Below are 16,166 nucleotides of genomic sequence, written 5' to 3'. Positions count from 1 at the left end.
GGGCCTCAGGCGTGCAACAGGTTGTGCAGGGTCTGGCTCACGCCCTGCTCGCGCAGGCTGGCCAGGCTGCGTTCGAAGGCGGCGACGAACTCGGCCGAACGCCCTGGTGCGCTGCCGAAGATCGCTTCCTCGCCGAGCACCCGTGCGGTGAGTTGCGCATCGTCGGCCACCAGTGCCTGGCAGTGTTCGGCGCGCGGGTCGGGTATGCGGTAGCTGGCGCCGGTTTCGTCCACGCCCTTGAGGTACAACGCCCAGGCTGCCACCACCAGGGCTACGCGGTCCAGCGGTTTGCCGTCCTCAATCAGGCGATGCAGGGTGGGCACGATGAACTTGGGAAACTTCGATGAGCCATCGGAGCAGACCCGCTCCAGCTGGTCGGCGATGGCCTGGTTGGAAAAGCGCTCGATCAGCGTGTCCTTGTAGGTGCTCAGGTCGATGCCCGGCACCGGCGCCAGCTGCGGTGTCACGTCGAGGTCCATGAAGGTGCGGACGTACTGGCGCATCAGCGGGTCGTTCATGGTTTCGTGGACGAAGCGATAGCCCTTGAGAAAGCCCAGGTAGGTCAGCGCCAGGTGGCTGCCGTTGAGCAGCTTGATCTTCATTTCCTCGTAGGGCGTGACGTCGTCGGTGAACTGCACGCCGACCGTCTCCCAGGCCGGACGGCCGCTGACGAACTTGTCCTCCAGCACCCATTGCACGAAGGGCTCGCAGACCACCGGCCAGGCGTCGTCGACGCCGTGTTGCTCGGCCAGTTGCTGGCGATGGGCGGCGCTGGTCATTGGCGTGATGCGGTCGACCATGGCGTTGGGAAAGCTCACGTGGTGGTCGATCCAGGTGGCCAGCTCATGGTCGGCCAGGTGGGCGAAGGCCAGCAGCGCCTTGCGCGTGACATCGCCGTTGTGCGGCAGGTTATCGCAGGACATCAGGGTGAAGGCCGGGATGCCGGCGGCGCGGCGTTTGGCCAGGGCGGCGCAGAGAAAGCCGAACACGCTCTTTGGTGATTCGGGATGTTGCAGGTCGTGCTGAATGGCTGGCAGCTCGGCGAGAAATTCGCCGGTGCTGTCGTCGATGCAGTAACCACCTTCGGTAATGGTCAGCGAGACGATGCGAATCGCCGGGTCGGCCAGTTTTTCGATCAGCGCCTGCGGCGACTCTTCGGCCAGCAGCATGTCGTTGATCGCGCCGATCACCCGCACCGGCAGGTTCGGCTCGTCGCCCAGTTCGACCAGGGTGTAGAGGTAATCCTGGCTGGCCAGGGCATCGCGCATGGCGCGGTCTTCACTGCGCACGCCGACCCCGCAGATACCCCAGTCGAGCGCCAGGCCCTGGTTCATCAGGGCGTCGGTGTAGACCGCCTGGTGGGCGCGGTGAAAACCACCGACGCCAAAATGGGCGATGCCGGTGCGGATCATGTCGGCGGTGTAGCTGGGCAGCGCGACGGCGCCGCCAAGCCGGGAAAGCTGCTGGCGATTGAGTTTCATCTGAAAAATCCCGTGATGGAGCGGCGTCAGGCGGCCTGCTGCAGTGGTTTGGTGACGGCTTGGCCATCGGCGTCGAAGAGGTGGCAGTGCGCCGTATCGAAATCCAGTGTCAGGGTGTCGCCGTAGCGCGGCGCGAAGTCGCCACGCACGCGCACCGTGAGCATCTCGCCGGAGGCGCACGACACGTGGCAGAAGGTATCGCTGCCCAGGCGCTCGCTGACGTCGGCCGTCACCTGCATGCGGCCGTTGCCGGTGCTGACCACGTTGAGGTGCTCCGGACGTACGCCTAGGGTCACCGTGCTGCCGACGCTGAGGCCGGCGGTGGACAGCGGCAGCGTCAGGTGCGTGCCGCACTCCAGTTGCACGTCGCAGTTGTCGGCCTCGACCCTGTTCAGGGTGCCGCGCAGAAAGCCCATCTTCGGTGTGCCGAGAAAGCCGGCGACGAACAGGTTGGCCGGGTGGTGATACAGCTCCAGCGGCGAGCCGACCTGCTCGACACGCCCGCCATTGAGCACCACCACCTTGTCGGCCAGGGTCATGGCTTCGACCTGATCGTGGGTCACGTAGATCATGGTCGCCTGCAGGTCCTTGTGCAGCCGTGCCAGTTCCAGGCGGGTCTGCACGCGCAGGGCGGCGTCGAGGTTGGACAGCGGCTCGTCGAACAGGAAGATCTTCGGGTTGCGCACGATGGCGCGGCCTATGGCCACGCGCTGGCGCTGGCCACCGGAGAGCTGTTTGGGCTTGCGTTCGAGCAGGGCGTCGAGCTGCAGGATGCGCGCGGCGTTGGCGACCTTGGCCTCGATCTCCTGCTTGCCCACGCGGGCCAGGTCGAGGGCGAAGGACAGGTTCTTGCGCACGGTCATGTGCGGATACAGCGCGTAGGTCTGGAACACCATGGCCAGGTCGCGGCGCGCCGGGGCCATGTCGGTGATGTCCTGGCCATCGAGTTCGATGTGGCCGCTGCTGACTTCTTCGAGTCCGGCGATCAGGCGCAGCAGGGTGGATTTGCCGCAGCCCGAGGGGCCGACGAAAACCACGAACTCACGGTCGCGGATGTCCAGGTCGACGCCCTTGATGATCGCCGTGCCGTCGAAGCCTTTTTGCAGATTGCGGATCTTCAGATCAGCCATGTGGAAAATCTCCCGTTATTTCACCGCGCCGAAGGACAGGCCGCGTACAAGTTGTTTTTGGCTGATCCAGCCGAAGATCAGGATGGGCGCACAGGCCAGGGTCGAAACGGCGGAAAGCTTGGCCCAGAACAGGCCCTCGGGGCTGGAGTAGGAGGCCACCAGGGCGGTCAGCGGGGCAGCGGCGGAGCTGGTCAGGTTGAGCGACCAGAACGCCTCGTTCCAGCACAGGATCAGCGACAGCAACATGGTCGATGCCAGGCCGCCGCGAGCGATCGGCAGCAGCACGCGGACGATCTCCTGCCAGGTGGTGGCGCCATCCAGACGCGCCGCTTCGAGGATGTCCACGGGGATGTCCTTGAAGTAGGTGTAAACCATCCACACCACGATCGGCAGGTTGATCAGGGTGTAGATGATGATCAGCGCCAGGCGCGAATCGAGCAGGCCGAACTGCTTGGCCAGCAGGTAGATCGGCACCAGCACGCCCACCGGCGGCAGCATCTTGGTCGACAGCATCCACAGCAGCGTGCGCTTGGTGTGGCGGGTTTCGAAGAAGGCCATGGAATAGGCCGCCGGTACGGCCAGGCACATGCACAGCAGCGTCGCCGAGACTGAGATCAATACCGAGTTCCAGGCGAAGGCGAAGTAGTCGCTGCGCTCGTTGATGTGCAGGTAGTTCTCCAGCGTCGGGGTGAAGATGAACTGCGGTGGCGTGGCGAAGGCGTCGATCTCGGTCTTCAGGCTGGTCAGCACCATCCAGAAGATCGGGAAGAAGATCACCGCGGCGATCGCCCAGGCCAGGGCTCCGATGATCAGGCTCTGCAGGCGACGGGATTGTTTCAGCGTCAGCATCTCAGTGCCCTCACTGCTTGTCGGTCAGGTTTTTGCCGATCATGCGGATCAGCACGATGGCAGCGATGTTGGCGATCACCACCGCGATCAGCCCGCCGGCCGAAGCCATGCCGACGTCGAACTGCAGCAGCGCCTGGGTGTAGATCAGGTAGGCGAGGTTGGTCGACTCGTAGCCGGGGCCACCGCTGGTGGTGGTGTAGATCTCGGCGAATACCGAGAGCAGGAAGATGGTCTCGATCATCACCACCACGGCAATCGGCCGCGCCAGGTGCGGCAGGGTCAGGTGCCAGAAGATGGCGATGGGCCCGGCGCCGTCGAGGCGCGCGGCTTCCTTCTGTTCCTGATCCAGTGACTGCATGGCGGTCATCAGGATCAGGATGGCGAACGGCAGCCACTGCCAGGACACGATCATGATGATCGAGAACAGCGGATGGTGTGCCAGCCAGTCCACCGGCTGGGCGCCGAAGAACTGCCAGATGGCGGCTAGAATCCCCGATACCGGATGAAAGATCAGGTTCTTCCACAGCAGCGCGCTGACCGTGGGCATGATGAAGAAGGGCGAAATCAGCAGCACCCGCACGATGCCGCGGCCGAAGAACTCGCTGGCCTCCAGCAGCGCGGAGATCAGCACGCCGAGCACCACGCTGATCAACAGCACGCTGCCGACCAGCAGCAGGGTATTGCCGGCGCCGGACAGGAAGGCGGCGTCGGTGACGAAGTATTCGAAGTTCTCCAGGCCGACGAAATCGTTCTCGCCGGGGTAGAGCAGGTTGTAGCGGATCAGCGAGAAATAGACGGTCATGCCCAGTGGCACGATCATCCAGATCAGCAGCAAAGCGACCGAAGGGCTGACCAGAAACCAGCCGGGCGCCAGGCGCCGAGGCTTTTGCGCCACCGGCGTGCTGGCCTGCGCGGCGGGGGTATCGATGGCCGGAGAATTCATCATGCCTCCGAAGGCGGAATGGGGGAGGTGGCGTATCTAGAGCGGACTCGCGGTGGCCGGGCGGCGTTCCACCCGTAGGGTGGGCTTCAGCCCACCGTTTCATCTTGAGTTCGTGGTGGGCTAAAGCGGAACGCCGCCCGGCCCACCCTACGGAACCGCGGGACTGCGGGTTGCTTACTTCGGATACCCGGCGCGTTTCATTTCCCGGGCAGTGCTCTGCTGGGCGGCCTGCAGCGCCTGCTCAGGCTGCATCTGCCCGGTCAGCGCGGCGGCGAACAGCTTGCCGACACTGGTGCCGATGGCCTGGAACTCGGGAATGGTCACCAGCTGGATGCCCACGTAAGGCACCGGCTTGGCGCTGGGGTTGGCCGGGTCGGCCTTCTTCAGCGAGTCCAGAGTGACCTTGGCGAACGGCGCAGCCTGCATGTAGGCAGCGCTGTAGGTCGAGGCGCGGGTGCCTGGCGGCACGTTGGCCACGCCATCCTTCTCGGCGACCAGCTCGGCATAGGCCTTGGAAGTGGCCCAGGCGCTGAAGGTCTTGGCGGCGTCCTTGGACTTGGAACTGGTAGGAATCGCCAGCGCCCAGGAATAAAGCCAGGAGGCGCCCTTGTCGGTGACCTGGGTCGGCGCGAAGGTGAAACCGACCGAGTCGGCAACCTTGCTCTGCGAGGTGTCGGTGACGAAGGAACCGGCGACGCTGGCATCGACCCACTGTGCGCACTTGCCGCTGTTGAACAGCGCCAGGTTCTCGTTGAAGCCATTGCTGGACGCGCCGGGCGGGCCGTACTTCTTCATGTTGTCGACGTAGAAGTTCAGCGCGTTCTTCCACTCGCTGCCGGTGAATTCCGGTTGCCACTGCTCGTCGAACCAGCGCGCACCATAGGCGTTGGCCAGGGTGGTGATCAGCGCCATGTTCTCGCCCCAGCCGGCCTTGCCGCGCAGGCACAGACCGTAGACGCCCTTGTCTGGCTGATGCAGCTTGCCGGCGAATTCGGCCATCTGCTCCCAGGTCGGTTGCTCGGGCATTTCCAGGCCGGCCTGCTCGAACAGATCCTTGCGGTAATAGGTGATCGAGGCTTCGGCATAGAACGGCAGGGCGTACAGCTCGCCCTTGACGGACAGGCCTTCGCGCACCGAGGGGAAGACGTCGTCGAGGTCGTAGTCGGCCGGTAGCTCGGTCATCGGCTCCAGCCAGCCTTTCTCGCCCCACAACGCCGCTTCGTACATGCCGATGGTGAGCACGTCGAACTGGCCACCCTGGGTGGCGATGTCGGTGGTCAGGCGCTGGCGCAGCACGTTCTCCTCGAGCACCACCCACTTCAGGCGGATGTCGGGGTTCTGTTCTTCGAAGGTCTTGGCCAGCCGCTGCATGCGGATCATGTCGCTGTTGTTGACCGTGGCGATGGTCAGGGTCTCGGCGCCCTGGGCGACCAGAGTGAGGGACAGGCAAGAGGCTGCAAGGAGGGCTTTGATCGAGTTGTTCATGCTTGTGAACTCCTCTCCCGCGCCGGTGCGGCTACGGAAGAACGTTATTGTTTTTGTTTGGCTCGGCCCGGATTACACCCCCGCAGGCCTGCACGAACAAATCCTTGAGTGCACAGTGATCGATACTTTTTTGCACTGCTGGGGCAGTGAGAAACCGCCACGGTAAGGGGTGTAACTGCCTGGCATGAGGGGTGTAGAGGAGGTCGTAGCAGGAGAGGACTACCGATTCAGTACAGGTTTTGCTCGGTCAGGCGCTGCACCGCCAGCTTGCGATAACCGGAGGGGGTCATGCCCTTGAGTTGCTGGAAACGGCGGTTGAAGTTGGAAATGTTGCTGAAGCCGGACTCGAAGCACACGTCGGTCACTGGTTTGTCGCTCTTGCTCAGCAGTTCGCAGGATTTGCTCACTCGCAGGCGATTGACGAATTCGACGAAGCCACGCCCGGTGGCCTGCTTGAAGAAGCGCGAAAAGTAGGTGGTGGTCATGCCCAGGTGCTCGGCGACTTCCTCCTGGCTGATGCCCTGGGCGTAGTGCTGGAAGATGTAATCCACCGCCCGGTTGATGCGCTCGACATGCTGCTCGTCGCCCAGCTCCGAAGAGGTCACGGCCGAGAGCAACTGGTAATCCTCGCTGCCGGCGAGCAGCTCCATGAGGATGAAGAAGTACCCCAGGCGGGTAATGCCGCGGCTGTTGGCGATCTTGCCCATCAGTACGCCGGCTTCGCGTATCAACTGCGGGTCGCGGAACTCGATACCGAACTGCGCACGGGCCAGCAAGGGTTGCAGGGTCTTCAACTCGGCGAACACCGCAGTACCGCTCTCCAGCACTTCATCGGTGAAGTTGACCAGCATGTCGCGGGTTTCCACCACCTCGCCTTCCTCGACCTGGCTGATCCAGTTGTGCGGCAGGCCGGGGCCGGTGAGGAACAGGGTATAGGGGGAGAAATTGCCGATGTAGTCGCCGATGAACACCTTGCCAGAGCTGGCGATGATCAGGTGTAGCTCGTATTCCTTGTGGAAGTGCCAGCGCACCAGTGGCGAGGGAAAGCCGTGCTGGCGGTAGATCAGCGAATGGCCTTCATGGTCGTCCATCAGTTCGTAGGACGGGTCGGCTACGCGGGATGTGCGGGTCATGGTCGTCGTCGGTCAATACCTCGAGTCGCCACGTTTTAACATATCGAGGCGGGCTGCCAAGTCAGAGCAGGCTCAATTGCGCACCCGGCGGGCAGAACTGCGAACAGTCCAGCACCACGCTGCCGCGCCGATCCAGGCCGAGCTTGCGCCGTGCCAGGCGAAAACGCTGCTCCAGCAGATCGGCAAACTGGCCCTCACCACGCATGCGGCTACCGAAGCGGCTGTCGTAATTCTTGCCGCCACGGCTCTGGCGAATCAGGCTCATCACGTGGGTGGCGCGATCCGGAAAGTGCACCTGCAGCCATTCCTCGAACAACCCGGCGATCTCCAGCGGCAGGCGCAGCAGCACGTAGCCGGCCGAGCGAGCGCCGGCATCACGGGCGGCTTCGAGCAGTGCTTCCAGCTCCATGTCGTTGATCTGCGGAATCATCGGCGCGCAGATGGCGCTGACCGGGACACCCGCTTCGTGCAAGGTTCGCATGGCGCGCAGGCGCGCCGCTGGGGCGGCGGTACGCGGCTCCATGATGCGTTTGAGTTCGTCATCCAGGGTGGTCAGGCTGAAGGCCACGCTGACCAGGTTGTGCCTGGCCAACTCGCTGAGCAGGTCGAGGTCACGCAGGATCAGCGAGCCCTTGGTGATGATGTGCAGCGGGTGCTTGTAGCGCAGCAGGATTTCCAGGGCCTGGCGGGTCAGGCGCTGTTCGCGTTCGATGGGTTGGTAGGCGTCGGTGTTGATGCCAAGGGCGATGGGCTGCGGCACGTAGCCGGGCTTCTGCAGCTGCTCTTCGAGGCGCTCGGCCAGGTTGGTCTTGGCGATCAGGCGGGTTTCGAAGTCGATGCCCGGCGACATGTCCCAGTAGGCATGGGTTGGGCGGGCGAAACAATAAATGCAGCCCGTGCTTATCCATTAAGTCAACCCCTAGACACCGATGTGTGAAGGTATCACCAGGGGGGGAGGTAGAAATACCGGCTCTAACGGAATCGCATTCGCGGCGTGACCTAGGGATACACTTTACTTAGCGATTCACCCATCAATCGGCCTAGCGCCAAACAAGAGCACCGCTGGGGCATGGGAGCCATGCTGTATCGGTTTCGTGGCTCCCCAAGACCTCAGCTTTGCCACATCGTTATTCAATCCCGCGTCTAGTTGTCCATAGAAAGAAGTCATTTTCATCCGGTATGGTTCATCTATGTCCATACCATATCGGGTAGCCACCTCGGAGATAAGGCCAAATTTGTTGGCGCTGATATACCTTCCCTATAGCGCGCGTGCCTAGAGTAGTTTTGTATCTGAGCGCCGCCTTTTGTTCCCGCTCTTTTTGTCGTTGGTATGGAGCTCGGTTGACCATCTCGGCATAAACCCTTTCGACTGTTCCGCCCACTACTCGTCCATGCTACAGTCATGCCAGAGCCTCTCACCACGGACAGCAATATGCGCCACTCACTGCCACAAAACTCTGTCGTGCTCTCTTTCTGGATGCCCGGTTCATGACTATCTATGTTGATAACGTAAAAGTGAAATGGGCGGGCAGCGAGTGGTGCCATTTGGTCGCAGATACATTGGACGAATTGCATAGCTTCGCTTCACAAATAGGTCTTCGGCGCCAGTGGTTCCAAAGCTCCGCGTCCTATCCGCACTACGATATTAAATTAGCAGTTCGTACGAGAGCGATTCAGCTCGGAGCGGTGCCAGGCACAAGAAGGCAGATAATAGAGTGCGCCAAAAAATTAAAGCTGGAATATCAGATGCTCACGACTGACGCAGCGCCGCAGCTGAACCTTCTGTTTTAAGCACGAACTTCCATCCGGAGCGGCCAGTGTTTATCAAGGGCGATACTGTTGATGATCTTTTAAAGAAGGTTTTTAAAGAGATCCTTGACAATGGCACAGAGGTTGAACCCACCAAAGGGAAAACCAAAGAGCTATCAGGTGTGCTGCTTAAGTTAACTAATCCACTGGGAAGATTAAGCCGCACCGAAGGTAAAGGGACAATCTTCAGTTGCTTAGGCGAACTCCTCTGGTACCTGTCTGGCTCGAATCAGCTGGATCAAATCCAATATTACATTCAGCATTACCATCAATATTCGGATGATGGCAAAACGATCTTCGGTGCGTACGGACCAAAGCTATTCGGTGCCGATGGTCAAATTCCATCAGTCATCCGGGCTTTACAGGAGCGAGGCTCAACCAGGAAAGCAGTCGTCCAGCTGTTTTCCAGTTCGGACATCAAAGCACCTCATAAAGACATCCCTTGCACCTGTACGCTTCAGTTTTTAGTCAGAGAAGGCAAGCTCAGTCTCTACACGGCCATGCGCTCCAACGATGCTTTCAAGGGGCTCCCCCACGACATTTTTGCGTTCACAATGCTCCAAGAATTGACTGCCCGCAAACTAGGAATTCCGATGGGAGAATATGGGCATTATGTCACTAGCTTGCATATCTACATGGATGACCTAGATAAAATTGGGGGTTTTCAGAATGAGGGTTGGCAGGAAAAGGTATACATGCCCTCAATGCCTGATGGTGATCAGACTAACAATGTTCTCCGGCTACTTAAGCATGAAAGAGAGCTGAGACTACTGAATAAAAGAGTGTCTAATGTGCATGTCGATGTCTACTGGAGAGATTTATCCATTCTTCTTGAGGTGTTTAATATTGTGAAATCCAAGGATTTCGCACGACTGAACCAAATCGAACAGTCGATAAATGACATCGAGCTAAGAAATTTAGCCGCGAGAAAATTAAAATTATCTCAAGGCAATGGAGTGTAAGTTGCGAACGTCCAGCCATATTGACTCGACTTCCGATGCTCAATTGATCATATTACAGAAAATGATCAATCTCATTTCTGATCAATTGCTGCATACATTGGATGTCATTAACTGGGCCGCTCCAATTCCGTATTTTGGAGACCCCTGCAAAGCAACTATCGCCACCGTCGGTTTGAATCCCAGTGATAGGGAGTTCGTATCGGCAGCGGGAGCAGAGCTCACAGGCTCAGTGAGGCGGTTCCACACACTGACATCCCTTGAGTTAACTAGCTGGCATGAGCTGACGCCCGCACAACTGGAGTCCATACACACTTCCTGCACGGAGTATTTTTCCAGAAACCCTTATGATGCGTGGTTCAAGCCCTTGGATCTTCTATTAAGCGGAACCAATGAATCATTCTATAGCTCTATGTTTCATGCCTGCCATTTGGATCTTATACCTTATGCGACAGGCATAAAATGGGCTTTTTTGAAGCCCTGCCAACGTGAGTTCCTACTGAGCATATCCGCCAGCTTCTTAGGCCAAATTTTAAAGCATTCACCCATAAAGATGCTAGTGTTGAATGGAAAAGCCGTGGTGGAGAATTTCGAACGAGCAACTGACGTATCTTTCCGCAAAGCGCTCATGGAGGCTTGGTGCTTGCCGAGAAAGAATGGAATAAATATTAAAGGGTTTAGCTATGAAGGAAAAATTTCGCGGATGGCAGATATAGATATCGGGAGGGATGTTTACATATTAGGATATAATCATAACATTCAGAGTAGTTACGGAGTGACCTCTTCAGTGCGTACGTCCATTCAAGAGTGGATCTCGCAAAAGGCCAAGGAGATCTTAACTTGATACAGCATAGACAAGCCCTCAAGCAGTCATTGAGCGCTAAGCTCGACCGGGTCGTTAACGATGGCTTGCAGCTCCCGGGGATCGTTGCGGTAGAGAACAAGGCTACACTTCTGGATCAGTTGGTAGAAAGCATTCGGCGAGTCGACTATGTGGCTGCGGTTGCTTCCCGGCCCATCAGTGTTAATCGTTCTGATCCAGGCAGTGACTACTTCGATCCGATCCGTGCTGCGGTCTTGAAGGCGCAAGCCGGAGACGTAGAGGAGTCCAGTTGGCTGGTCTTCTTGGCAACACATTTTGGCAAGGCCAGCCGGACAGGTTGGCTCTTAACAAAAGACGTGTATGGTGCTCTTGGCGCGGGGTACAACTGGACATGGCCTTTGGTCAGTACCAATCCCGTGGCCATGAGCCAATGGATTGCCAGTAATCAGGCAGTACTGAGGAGCGGTGGCCGAAAATTTGGGAATCATCGTAAATACGAGTCTCTCGACCCGGCAAAGTCCAACTCAACAGGGGAGATTATTGAGAGCTATGTGAATTGGGTGATGCAACATGGTTCCCACACGGGTCTGTTCTCTCACGCGCTGATGCAATCTGGAGGTGACCCCAGAGCTGCGTTCGGCATGCTCTATCGATCCATGGGAGCGGTAAAGCGGTTTGGTCGAACCGGAAAATTTGACTACCTCACCATGGTTGCGAAGGTGGGAATTTCCCCCATCGTGGCAGATTCGACGTACATGGCGGAGGCAACTGGCCCGATCAAAGGGGCGCGCTTACTCTTTGGCGGTACAACCTTAGCTAATCTGTCTGCCGTAGTGCTGGAGCAAAAGATTCAGGAGCTGGAAAGTGTCCTAGGTGTCGGAATGCAGGTCCTCGAAGACGCCCTATGCAACTGGCAAAAATCGCCGGGCCGCTTCGTGCGATTTAGAGGCTGATCAGATGGAGGGCCATGAATATCGAACTTTTAACTTATTCATATGCGCTGGCTTTAGTATCTTTTCATACTGCATTTGCCCCACCACAATACCGGGCGCAATACCAATAGATTTGGCAAATTTTATTATGCTTTTGTAGTCGGCGGCATGAGCTCTCATGTTTTTCCGAAAAACCGCTGGGATTAGCACGAGAGCTGAAAACTCATTGGCTTCTTTCTCTTCTTCCGTACACTCAAATCCTTCACCCTCCACAAAGGTAGCCTTTCGTCCGTGAAGGACTAGGTGCCCAATTTCGTGAAATAATGAAAACCAAAAATGATCATCAGACAGGTAGCGAAAACTCAACATTATGAGTGCTCTGTCTTCTGAAACAAATTTCGCCATTCCACTCGCTGGGCAACCCTCTGGAGTTTTAGAGATAACTAATACAACGCCGCAATCGTTTAAGATGGCCTGAAGCTCAGGGATGAATAGTGCTGGATCGGAAATGTGCGTGAGGGCCCTGATTGTATCAAGATTGCTTAGAAGTTTGTTTTTATCCCAAGGTTTGCATGAAAATTTTGAAACTTTTGTTTCTCCAAATCTCACCCATGCCGCCGTGGCACCTACTTCCTGATCAAACGTCTGGCTCGTTCTGAAACGTGCCTCCTTGGTAAACTCCGCGCTGACGTCTTTCCATGCACTAATGTCAGGTATTCCGAAATAATCAAGGCAATCAATAACTTTTTTCGATTTGCTGTCCGAGTTTGAAATCCATCCAAACGCTTGCATGCTTTTGATCGGCAGTTCAGCAAGCCAGCTATCTTCCTTTTTGCTAGTGTGTCTGTATACACGAGACACGTCTTCGCGGTATTGCTGTTCTCGGGTCAGCCAAAAATCGGCATCGGGGCCAATGGCGTCAGCTAGTTTATGAGCTAAATGCTCGCTTATTTCCTGGCTGCCGTTGAAGAGGGCGTTGATTCCATTCAAATCGTAACCTATGTCCCTTGCCAAACATTCCGGACTGATCTCACGATCAGAAAGAATATCCAAGATTGTTTCGCCCGGTGGTGAGACCCAGGTTGGTTGAAACAGAGGGTTACTCATCATTATCCTGTCCAATCTTTAACAATTTTACAGACGTTACAGAGCCCCAGTTTACATTGCCCGAGGATAAGATAGGGACTTGTTGATGAGCGGCACTGAACAGAAGGTGATGATTTTGATAGAGCTTCACTACCACCAGTCCTGGGGGGGCGGCATCAAGTTCGGCAGGTTTTCCGACGGGTAGGTATAGGATGTTCGACGCTGCACGAATGTCCGCGAGCCTTCTGAAGAGGTTTTGTGCTAGTACTGGCGGCAATTCCCGGAGGGCAATCACTTCGCTGGTGCAAAGGTCCCGGAGTTCCTCCGTCTCAAACGCCAATTTCAACGCCATTCTGTCCGATTCGTCCATGGTGTAAAAGCAATGGTGGCGTGATGATACCCCTTCGGCTGGGGAAAACACATGGCCTACCGTGCAGCGGCTCACACATGAACCTGTCCCCATCATCCTGATCATCGCTCCAGGAATACCCGCACGGTCTGTGCCTAAAATGGGGCTGTCGCAGAGTCGCCAAATACCTGGACGCCGTTGAGTCGCAACCCGCCTAGATGTTGGTTCAAGGTTATAGCAGCCCACTAGGCCGTGCGCCAGTCTCAGGGTGGCTTGAGTGCTGGGTACCTGTTTGTTAGCCAGAAAATTTTCTGTCGCGAACGTTCTTATGACTGACTGCTTTTGGCCAATCCGCTGATCCAGCCAAGCGTATGAGCGCAGGCGATTTGTACCGCGCAGCGTTCGAGCGCCTGAAGAACAACAAACCAGAACGACTGCCGAAAGGCACGCCGGTGAGCCAGAATAATGTTGCCAAAGAGGCCGGCAGCGATCCCTCTGCGTTGAAAAAGCGCGCTTTCCCCTCCTCATCGCCGACATCCAAGAATATGTGGAAGCCATGATGAGCAACGTCCACCGTCTGTGCGCCAAGTCAGCCTATTAGCCCGCCGAGAAAATCGTGGCCTTCGTGAGCGGATCGATGAAATCACCCAACAGCGGGATCACCTTGCTAACCTGCTAAGTGAAGCCGACGCCACCATTCTTGAACTATATGATCGCGTTGCCGAATTGGAGCGGCAACTGCCAGCAAAAAATGCTCTAACAATTGATCCGCGAGGTCACAAAAAGCTTAGAATTTAATTTGCTCGGCGAGCTTATCGTTCGAGCAACGTCCAACTGCGTAGCAAGCCAGATAGGCCAGTTGAGGAATACATGGAAAAGTTATCGCTCAATCTAAAAAACTGCTTTGGAATCCAAGCCTTCTCCGAAGAATTCTCATTTGAAAAATCAAAGGTGCAGCTTATCTATGCCCCCAACGGAGTGATGAAAACCTCCCTTGCAAAAACCTTCCAATGTATTCAGCAGAGTAGAGAAGAGCCAAGAGATGTTCTCTACAATCGTCCAGCAGAATACAGCATAAAGATTGACGGGCAGGACATAAAGCCGGAAGAAATACTTGTTGTCAAACCGTTTGATGCGGATTTCGAATCCAAAAATCTCTCTGCCCTGCTGGTTAATAGCAGTCAAAAAAATATTTATGATTCGATATATAAGGAAATACTTGAGACCAGAACCCAGATCTCGAAAAAGCTAAACAAGCTATCCAAAATTCTTGCCGAGAAGGTAGAAGGCCAGATAGTAGAGGATTTTGAGGTCGACAATATTTTTGAGGCGATCGAAAAAATTAAAACTTTTGACGGTGGTGACCCAGAGCTCTATAAGGTCCCCTATGCAAAAGTACTAGATCCAAAAGTTATTGAGCTGCTAGCAGATCCGGCAATAAAGGATAATATTCACGACTACAGCAATCGATATAACGACTTAATCAGTCAGTCGCCGCTCTTCTCAAAAGGCAAATTTAATCCTGTTAACGCGGCATCGGTATCCAAAACCTTAAAGAAAGAAAAGTTCTTTGAGGCAGAGCATAGATTATTGATGAAAGGTCAGGACGCCCCGATTTGCGATGATGACTCGCTTGACGAGCTCCTTCAGAAGGAAAGCGAGTCCATTCTTGGCGATGGTCAGCTGCAGGAAATCTCAAAAAAGATAATTTCCGGGGTTGCGCCCATTAAGACATTTCAAGAGGTGCTCGAGGCCTCCCCGATTGTTTCAGCCTACTTGAGTGATATAGCTAACCTCAAGAAGATGCTTTGGCATTCTTATTATCTTACTGATCAAGGCGCCCTAGACCACTTGCTAGAATTATTTCACAGCAAAAGAGATGAGCTGACCTCTATAGAACAGCAGGCGAATATAGAAAACACTTTGTGGCACGATGCACAGGATGTTTTTAAAAGGCGATTTTACGTCCCATTTAGCGTAAATATTGAAGATCATAGAAACGCTATTCTAGGCACAGTTGCCCCAAACATGGTATTTACATTTCCAAATGAGGACGGGAAGCTCATTTCATTGAATCGAGGGCAGTTGGACTCTCTTGACTGTCTGTCAGTCGGTGAAAGACGGGCAATGTATCTTCTTTATGTCATATTTGAGTTCAAGGCTCGGCTGAATTCCGGGCAGCGCTCTGTGATAATAATTGATGACATTGCAGACTCCTTTGACTATAGAAACAAATACGCTATTGTCGAGTATCTAAAGGAGCTGGCAGACGAAGATCTATTTCGTCTGATAATCCTTACGCATAACTTTGATTTCTACAGGACGGTTCAGAGTCGTATTTTGGATAAGGCCAAGTGGGAGAATTCTTTTATTGCTCAGAAGAGCGATGGACAGATAAGGCTTATGAAGGGTGGAAATAAGGATGTCTCCAGTCCGTTTGAACTTTGGAAAGGCCAATACAATAAAAGTCCAGAAATTCTAATCTCAATGATACCTTTCGTTAGAAACTTAATAGAGTATCGAGACGGCACAGCATCAGAAAGTTATAAAAAGCTGACCTCAATGCTTCATATTAAGGAAGATCATATTGAGTCGGATTATAAAACTCGAAATCAGACGCTGGAGGACTTAGAGAATATCATCTCTAGCGTTGTGCCCCGTAAAGACTTAAGTGAAAGTTTTAATAAGAAAGAGTTGGTCATAGATCTAATTTACAGAACTGCAACTGACCTCGCTGGAGGTGATGGAGGTGATGGATTAGAAGATTCCATTTCTCTCGAAAGGAAAGTTGCATTATCCATTGCTATACGCCTGAAGGCTGAGGAATTTATGTGGGCGCATGTGGCAGATAAAACTCGTATTAATGGATGCCAAACAGGAAAGCTGTACGATAGGGTTGTGCGGGAGCAGTTGGGGCGGGCTGAGTTTGATCCATTACGCAAAACACTTGGTCAAGTTACGTTAATGACGCCAGAAAACATTCATTTAAACTCATTTATGTATGAGCCATTGATTGATATGTCAATTGAGCATCTTGTCGATCTGTTTAACAAGATACAGGAACTGGAGTGGCCTGCTTAGGCTCAAGGCGGCTTATGATTCTTGTAATTAGAACCAACATCGGTGTGCTATGGACATGCTGTGGCCCATATTGCTTGAAATAGGGTTTCCCTATGGACATGGGTGA

At 55.2% G+C, this 16,166-nt stretch carries 14 protein-coding genes and 1 pseudogene; 6 read left to right on the top strand and 9 right to left on the bottom strand.

Annotation, left to right across the window (positions count from 1 at the left end; all coding sequences use genetic code 11):
• Positions 1-5: 5 nt before the first annotated feature.
• The 7 genes and pseudogenes from EGJ86_RS03585 to EGJ86_RS03555 all read right to left on the bottom strand — a co-directional run.
• The gene (locus EGJ86_RS03585; protein ID WP_125834087.1) at positions 6-1,481 is read right to left on the bottom strand and encodes a mannitol dehydrogenase family protein; all 1,476 of its coding nucleotides are present in this window, start codon (positions 1,479-1,481) and stop codon (positions 6-8) included.
• A gap of 26 nt (positions 1,482-1,507) precedes the next feature.
• A complete protein-coding gene (locus EGJ86_RS03580) occupies positions 1,508-2,611 on the bottom strand; it encodes an ABC transporter ATP-binding protein (protein ID WP_125834086.1) in 1,104 nt (367 codons plus the stop codon).
• 15 nt (positions 2,612-2,626) lie between these two features.
• Complete coding sequence (locus EGJ86_RS03575; protein ID WP_106734170.1) at positions 2,627-3,460, bottom strand: carbohydrate ABC transporter permease; 834 nt, start codon at positions 3,458-3,460, stop codon at positions 2,627-2,629.
• Positions 3,461-3,470: 10 nt separating this feature from the next.
• Positions 3,471-4,403, bottom strand: a complete 933-nt coding sequence (locus EGJ86_RS03570; protein ID WP_106734171.1) for a carbohydrate ABC transporter permease — start codon at positions 4,401-4,403, stop codon at positions 3,471-3,473.
• 174 nt (positions 4,404-4,577) lie between these two features.
• Positions 4,578-5,888: a sugar ABC transporter substrate-binding protein gene (locus EGJ86_RS03565; protein WP_125834085.1), complete on the bottom strand. Its 1,311-nt coding sequence runs from the start codon at positions 5,886-5,888 to the stop codon at positions 4,578-4,580.
• A gap of 227 nt (positions 5,889-6,115) precedes the next feature.
• The gene (locus EGJ86_RS03560; protein WP_072425267.1) at positions 6,116-7,021 is read right to left on the bottom strand and encodes an AraC family transcriptional regulator; all 906 of its coding nucleotides are present in this window, start codon (positions 7,019-7,021) and stop codon (positions 6,116-6,118) included.
• Positions 7,022-7,082: 61 nt separating this feature from the next.
• Positions 7,083-7,916, bottom strand: a pseudogene (locus EGJ86_RS03555) (PA0069 family radical SAM protein); the annotation flags it as partial.
• Positions 7,917-8,509: 593 nt separating this feature from the next.
• On the opposite strand from EGJ86_RS03555, the gene EGJ86_RS03550 reads away from it, so the two are divergent.
• Genes EGJ86_RS03550 through EGJ86_RS03535 form a run of 4 tightly spaced genes read left to right on the top strand, consistent with a single transcriptional unit; the run spans position 8,510 to position 11,565 of the window.
• Positions 8,510-8,812 carry a DUF4031 domain-containing protein gene (locus EGJ86_RS03550; protein WP_125834084.1) on the top strand — a complete coding sequence of 101 codons (303 nt, stop codon included), beginning with the start codon at positions 8,510-8,512 and terminating at the stop codon, positions 8,810-8,812.
• A gap of 26 nt (positions 8,813-8,838) precedes the next feature.
• On the top strand, positions 8,839-9,792 hold the full coding sequence (locus EGJ86_RS03545; RefSeq protein WP_125834083.1) for a thymidylate synthase: 954 nt from the start codon (positions 8,839-8,841) through the stop codon (positions 9,790-9,792).
• A 1-nt stretch (position 9,793) separates the two neighbouring features.
• Positions 9,794-10,633, top strand: coding sequence for a hypothetical protein (locus EGJ86_RS03540; RefSeq protein WP_125834082.1), 840 nt, complete (start codon positions 9,794-9,796; stop codon positions 10,631-10,633).
• 29 nt (positions 10,634-10,662) lie between these two features.
• Positions 10,663-11,565 (top strand): hypothetical protein, encoded by a 903-nt coding sequence (locus EGJ86_RS03535; RefSeq protein WP_148100087.1) that lies wholly within the window; start codon positions 10,663-10,665, stop codon positions 11,563-11,565.
• On the opposite strand, the gene EGJ86_RS03530 is transcribed toward EGJ86_RS03535, so the two are convergent.
• A complete protein-coding gene (locus EGJ86_RS03530; protein WP_158620893.1) occupies positions 11,566-12,651 on the bottom strand; it encodes an ImmA/IrrE family metallo-endopeptidase in 1,086 nt (361 codons plus the stop codon).
• Positions 12,644-13,000 carry a hypothetical protein gene (locus tag EGJ86_RS03525; RefSeq protein WP_125834079.1) on the bottom strand — a complete coding sequence of 119 codons (357 nt, stop codon included), beginning with the start codon at positions 12,998-13,000 and terminating at the stop codon, positions 12,644-12,646. The genes EGJ86_RS03530 and EGJ86_RS03525 overlap by 8 nt, the downstream gene beginning before the upstream one ends.
• Positions 13,001-13,350: 350 nt before the next feature.
• Here EGJ86_RS03525 and EGJ86_RS25270 point away from each other — a divergent pair, with 350 nt between their 5' ends.
• Both EGJ86_RS25270 and EGJ86_RS03515 read left to right on the top strand, forming a co-directional pair.
• Complete coding sequence (locus tag EGJ86_RS25270) at positions 13,351-13,539, top strand: hypothetical protein (protein ID WP_256672301.1); 189 nt, start codon at positions 13,351-13,353, stop codon at positions 13,537-13,539.
• A 310-nt stretch (positions 13,540-13,849) separates the two neighbouring features.
• Positions 13,850-16,060: an AAA family ATPase gene (locus tag EGJ86_RS03515; protein ID WP_125834078.1), complete on the top strand. Its 2,211-nt coding sequence runs from the start codon at positions 13,850-13,852 to the stop codon at positions 16,058-16,060.
• Positions 16,061-16,166 lie beyond the last annotated feature (106 nt).

It is taken from the genome of Pseudomonas sp. o96-267 (genome assembly GCF_003935465.1).
In the GTDB taxonomy this organism is placed as follows: domain Bacteria; phylum Pseudomonadota; class Gammaproteobacteria; order Pseudomonadales; family Pseudomonadaceae; genus Aquipseudomonas; species Aquipseudomonas sediminis.
The sequence above is the reverse complement of the archived record's forward strand: the minus strand, read 5'-3'. Positions and strand labels throughout refer to the sequence as shown.

Bases quoted from the DNA above. Each gene is read 5' to 3' on its own strand.
- EGJ86_RS03585 (WP_125834087.1), bottom strand. From the start codon at position 1,481: ATGAAACTCAATCGCCAGCAGCTTTCCCGGCTTGGCGGCGCCGTCGCG.
- EGJ86_RS03580 (WP_125834086.1), bottom strand. From the start codon at position 2,611: ATGGCTGATCTGAAGATCCGCAATCTGCAAAAAGGCTTCGACGGCACG.
- EGJ86_RS03575 (WP_106734170.1), bottom strand. From the start codon at position 3,460: ATGCTGACGCTGAAACAATCCCGTCGCCTGCAGAGCCTGATCATCGGA.
- EGJ86_RS03570 (WP_106734171.1), bottom strand. From the start codon at position 4,403: ATGAATTCTCCGGCCATCGATACCCCCGCCGCGCAGGCCAGCACGCCG.
- EGJ86_RS03565 (WP_125834085.1), bottom strand. From the start codon at position 5,888: ATGAACAACTCGATCAAAGCCCTCCTTGCAGCCTCTTGCCTGTCCCTC.
- EGJ86_RS03560 (WP_072425267.1), bottom strand. From the start codon at position 7,021: ATGACCCGCACATCCCGCGTAGCCGACCCGTCCTACGAACTGATGGAC.
- EGJ86_RS03550 (WP_125834084.1), top strand. From the start codon at position 8,510: ATGACTATCTATGTTGATAACGTAAAAGTGAAATGGGCGGGCAGCGAG.
- EGJ86_RS03530 (WP_158620893.1), bottom strand. From the start codon at position 12,651: ATGAGTAACCCTCTGTTTCAACCAACCTGGGTCTCACCACCGGGCGAA.
- EGJ86_RS03525 (WP_125834079.1), bottom strand. From the start codon at position 13,000: ATGGACGAATCGGACAGAATGGCGTTGAAATTGGCGTTTGAGACGGAG.
- EGJ86_RS25270 (WP_256672301.1), top strand. From the start codon at position 13,351: ATGAGCGCAGGCGATTTGTACCGCGCAGCGTTCGAGCGCCTGAAGAAC.
- EGJ86_RS03515 (WP_125834078.1), top strand. From the start codon at position 13,850: ATGGAAAAGTTATCGCTCAATCTAAAAAACTGCTTTGGAATCCAAGCC.